Annotated in this window: 3 protein-coding genes; all 3 read left to right on the forward strand. The window is 69.8% G+C overall.

The features are described 5' to 3' along the window. Positions 1 to 276: helix-turn-helix domain-containing protein (locus FXN61_RS47915; RefSeq protein ID WP_167980411.1), on the forward strand; the 276-nt coding region annotated here is incomplete at its 5' end. Continuing rightward, complete coding sequence (locus FXN61_RS47920; RefSeq protein WP_246293236.1) at positions 276 to 2,897, forward strand: AAA family ATPase; 2,622 nt, start codon at positions 276 to 278, stop codon at positions 2,895 to 2,897. The genes FXN61_RS47915 and FXN61_RS47920, both read left to right, overlap by 1 nt. A gap of 381 nt (positions 2,898 to 3,278) precedes the next feature. Next, the gene (locus tag FXN61_RS47925; RefSeq protein WP_167980413.1) at positions 3,279 to 3,953 is read left to right on the forward strand and encodes a PAS domain-containing protein; all 675 of its coding nucleotides are present in this window, start codon (positions 3,279 to 3,281) and stop codon (positions 3,951 to 3,953) included. Positions 3,954 to 4,015: the final 62 nt, after the last annotated feature.

Genomic DNA, 4,015 nt, shown 5'->3' on the forward strand with positions numbered 1-4,015 from the left:
CTGCGGGCAGGGAGCCGGCCTCTCGCGGACTCGGCCAGAACGATGCTGCTCGGCGTCGGCGGGCGGATGCGCGTTCCGTCCACCGTGGACGGACTGTCGGTGCTGACGGCCAGCGAGCGCAAGGTGGTGGAGCTGGCCGCGGCGGGCGTCACGAACCGCGCGATCGCCGATCACCTGTTCGTGACGCTGCGGACCGTCGAGGTGCACCTGACCCGCGCCTACCGCAAGCTCGGGATCTCCAGCCGTGCGGAGCTGGCGGACGTCCTGGCCTCGTGATGATCCTGCTCGAACGCACCGATGAACTGCGGCGGCTCACCCGCGCACTGCACCGCGCCCAGGATGGCCACGGCGACCGGATCGACATCACCGGACCGTTCGGCTGCGGCAAGTCCGCGCTGCTCGACGCGATCCGCACGCGTGCCACCGACGTCCGCGTCCTCACCGCGAACTGTTCCGCGCTGGAGCAGGACTTCGCGTTCGGCGTCGCCCGCCAGCTGCTCGAACCGGCGCTGTCCAAGGCGGGCGACACCGCGCGGGTCGACTCGATGTTCTCCGTGCAGGAAGCCGCGGTCCGCGGTCTCACCGCCCTCACTCACAGGATGAGCGCGGATCAGCCGATGCTGCTGCTGATCGACGACCTGCAGTGGGCCGACGAGCCGTCACTGCGCTGGCTCGCGACACTGTCCCGTACGCTTGAGAAGCATCCGATTCTGCTGGTGGTGGCGACCAGGGGCGGCGATCCACCTGGGCACACCGAGATCCGGCCGGAGCCGTTGTCGCCCGCGGCGATCGCCGAGCTCGTCGAACACCGCACCGGGCAGACCCCGGACGCGGAGTTCGTCGCCGCCTGCCACGAGGTGACCGGCGGCAACCCGATGTTCCTGTGCGCGGTGCTGGCCCACGTCACCAGCCCGACCGGCGACCAGGTCCCGCACGTCCGCGAGCTACGACCCGCGCGCCTCAGGGAACGGCTCCTGCGCGGCCTCGCCACGCAGCCGCGGCACGTCCAGGACCTCGCCAAAGCCGTTGCCACACTGGGAGACGACGACGAGCTCGCCGGACAGCTCGCCGGGCTGACGAAGACACAGGCCCGCGAGGCACGGCGCGTCCTCGACCACGCCGGGCTCGTGACCGGAAGGCCAGCCGTCCGGGACGCCATCGAGGAGTCGATGCCGGTCAGCGAGCGCGAGGCCTGGCAGGCGAAGGCCGTGAAGCTGTTGCACGACAACGGCAGGCCCGCCGAACAGGTCGCCGCACGGCTGCTCGCGGTCACCACGGCCCAGGGCGGCTGGGCGATCGACACGCTCGGCGAAGCCGCTAGAACGGCGATGCGCCGAGGCGCGCCCGAAGTCGCCGCGCGGTATCTGCGGCGGGCACTGCGGGACGTCCCGGGGAACTCCGAACAACGCGCGCGGCTGCTCGTCGATCTCGCCACCGCGGAACGCCTCTTCGACCCCGCCGCGTCCGTCCGGCACATCTCCTATGCCGTGCCGCTGTTCCGCGAGGTCGAAGAGCGGGCGGCGGCGCTCGTGCGGATCGCACCGACCGCGCTCGGATCGGCGCCACGACCCGTGCGCGATCTCATCGACCAGGTCGCCGCCGGCGTCGGCCACGACAAAGAACTCGCGTGCAGGCTTGAGGCGCGGCAACGGTATGCGTGGCACTCCGATCCCGCGTTGCTCGCCGGCTCCGCCGAGCGCCTCAAGCAGATCGACGGCGCCACACCCGGCGAACGCGAGCTGCAGATCATCCTGCTCGACGCCGCCATGCTCACCGCTCGCCTGCCCGCGCACGAGGTCGCGGACATCGCGAGCACCGTGCTGAAGCAGGAACGACCGCACCCGCGGCACGTCCACACCGCGATCCCGTTGCTCATCAGGGTTCTCGCCGCAGCGGACGCCGCCGGTGACACCGTGCCGTGGCTCGGCGAGGCCTTCGATCAGGCCACGAACACCGTCGAACAGGCGCTGATCCGCGCACAGCAGTCGTTCGTCCTGATGCACCTGGGCAAACCGGGGGAGGCGCACGCGGCGGCCGGACACGCCCTCGACCTCGCCGTGCTGGACTGGCGCGGCGACACGACGACCGCCGCGATCGGGCTCGCCGCCGTTGCCATGGAACTGCGGGACCCCGCGCTGATCGCCAAGATCCTCACCTCACGCCCTGATCGCGACGAACCGGCCGGATGCGACGCGGCGTACCGCATGCTGCACGCTGTGGGGGAGGCGGTGGCGGGGGAGCACGCCCAGGCGCTCGAGCGGTTCCAGGACTGCGGCCGGGTCTTGGACGCCGTCGGCTGGCGAAACCCCGTGCTGCTGCCGTGGCGCCTCTCGACGGCCAGGCTGCACGCCCAGCTCGGTGATCTGGCGGCCGCACGAGAAGCCGCTGCCGAGGCGTGGGATCGCGCGGTCGAGTGGGGTGCGCCGCTCGGCATCGGGCGGGCGCTGTCCGTGCTCGGCCGCCACACACCCGGCCGCAAGGGGCTCGGGATGCTGCAGGAGGCCGTCCAGGTGCTGCACGCCAACCCGTTCGAACGAGCCAAGGCGCTGCTTCAGCTCGGCGCGCGCGAACGGGCCGACGGCGACTCCCAAGCGCAACGCCACCTCGACGAGGCACACCGGCTCGCGGTGCACAGCGGTGCCGAAAGGCTCGCCAAGAGAATCGCGAAGGAACTCGACGGTAATTCGCCCGGCATCGCGGTGGCATTGACCCGCGCCGAGTTCAAGGTCGCCGGACTCGTGATCCGAGGTCTCACCAACGCCGAAATCGCGGAAGAACTCGCTGTGACCTCGCGCGCGATCGAGAAGCACCTCACCAACTCGTTCCGCAAGCTCGGCATCCGCAGGCGCACGGAACTGCCGGCGGCACTCGCCAGGGCCTACCCGCCGTCCACGTAACACCGGCGACACATCTACGAATTTCTTGTGCGTACTTCCCTCACAGTTGACCCGCTCCTCAGTTACTTCGCGGTGGCGTCTCACTCGGTGTCAGCGGCATCTGTGCAGCTCAGAGCAGTAGAGCGTCATCAGGTGAGACGCACCCGAAACGCCCGACCGAAATACGCGGACGCCTCCCCGAACCCCCGGCCCACCCCTACCACAACATTAGGGGCCACCCCTCACACCTCGTTGACCAGGTTCGCCAGATCTTCCTACGATTCACCCTGTCAAGGTCAGATTCAGGAAATAAACCTAGATCGCTTGGCGACCACCTCAAGTTTCTCTTCTGCTGCAGTCGCGGAACGCCGAGTTCGACGAGATCAAGAGGGATGCTTACCAATGCCCACTGTTGCCGCTGGTTCTCTCGCACACGACCACACCAACGTCGTTCCTGACGCTGACGTGTTCCGCTCCCTGCTCGAGCGGTCCGGTCTCTGCCTCGCCCGCCTCGACCTCCAGCTGCGCGTCGTCGAGGCCAACGACGACTTCGTGACCCAGTTCGGCCACTCCCGCGAGTCGCTGCTCGGCCGCAGCTTCTACGAGCTGCTGCACCCCGGCGTGCACGGCCCGATGCGCAAGCAGTTCGACCGCCTCGCCGAGGGCCGCCGCCAGCGCTTCGTCGAGCACCTCGCCGGCATCGGCCCGCGCCACGCCGTGTTCACTGGCGACATCACCGGCATCGCCGTCCACGACGCGCACGGCGACCTGGTGCAGTTCGTCGTCGTCGTGAACCCGGAGAAGGGCGAGCAGCCCAACGCCGTCGTCGTCGACCGCAACCGGATCCTCACCGAGCTCGACGCCCGCATCCTCGAGGGCATCGCCACCGGCGAGTCCACCGTGCGGCTGGCCTCGCGCCTGTTCCTGTCGCGTCAGGGCGTCGAGTACCACGTCGGCACCATGCTCAAGAAGCTCAAGGCCCCGAACCGCGCCGCGCTCGTCTCCCGCGCCTACAGCCTCGGCGTGCTCAGCGTCGCCAGCTGGCCGCCCAGGGTCTCGCCGGACTACGTGAAGTAAGCCGGTCGTCATGCGAGACGACGAGGTTCTGGACCGGGCGGCACACGCCGCCCGCGAGTGGG

The organism is Lentzea indica (assembly GCF_012184385.1).
GTDB lineage: Bacteria > Actinomycetota > Actinomycetes > Mycobacteriales > Pseudonocardiaceae > Lentzea > Lentzea indica.

Excerpts from the sequence above, each read along its gene's own strand:
- FXN61_RS47920 (WP_246293236.1), top strand. The coding sequence starts at position 276 with ATGATCCTGCTCGAACGCACCGATGAACTGCGGCGGCTCACCCGCGCA.
- FXN61_RS47925 (WP_167980413.1), top strand. The coding sequence starts at position 3,279 with ATGCCCACTGTTGCCGCTGGTTCTCTCGCACACGACCACACCAACGTC.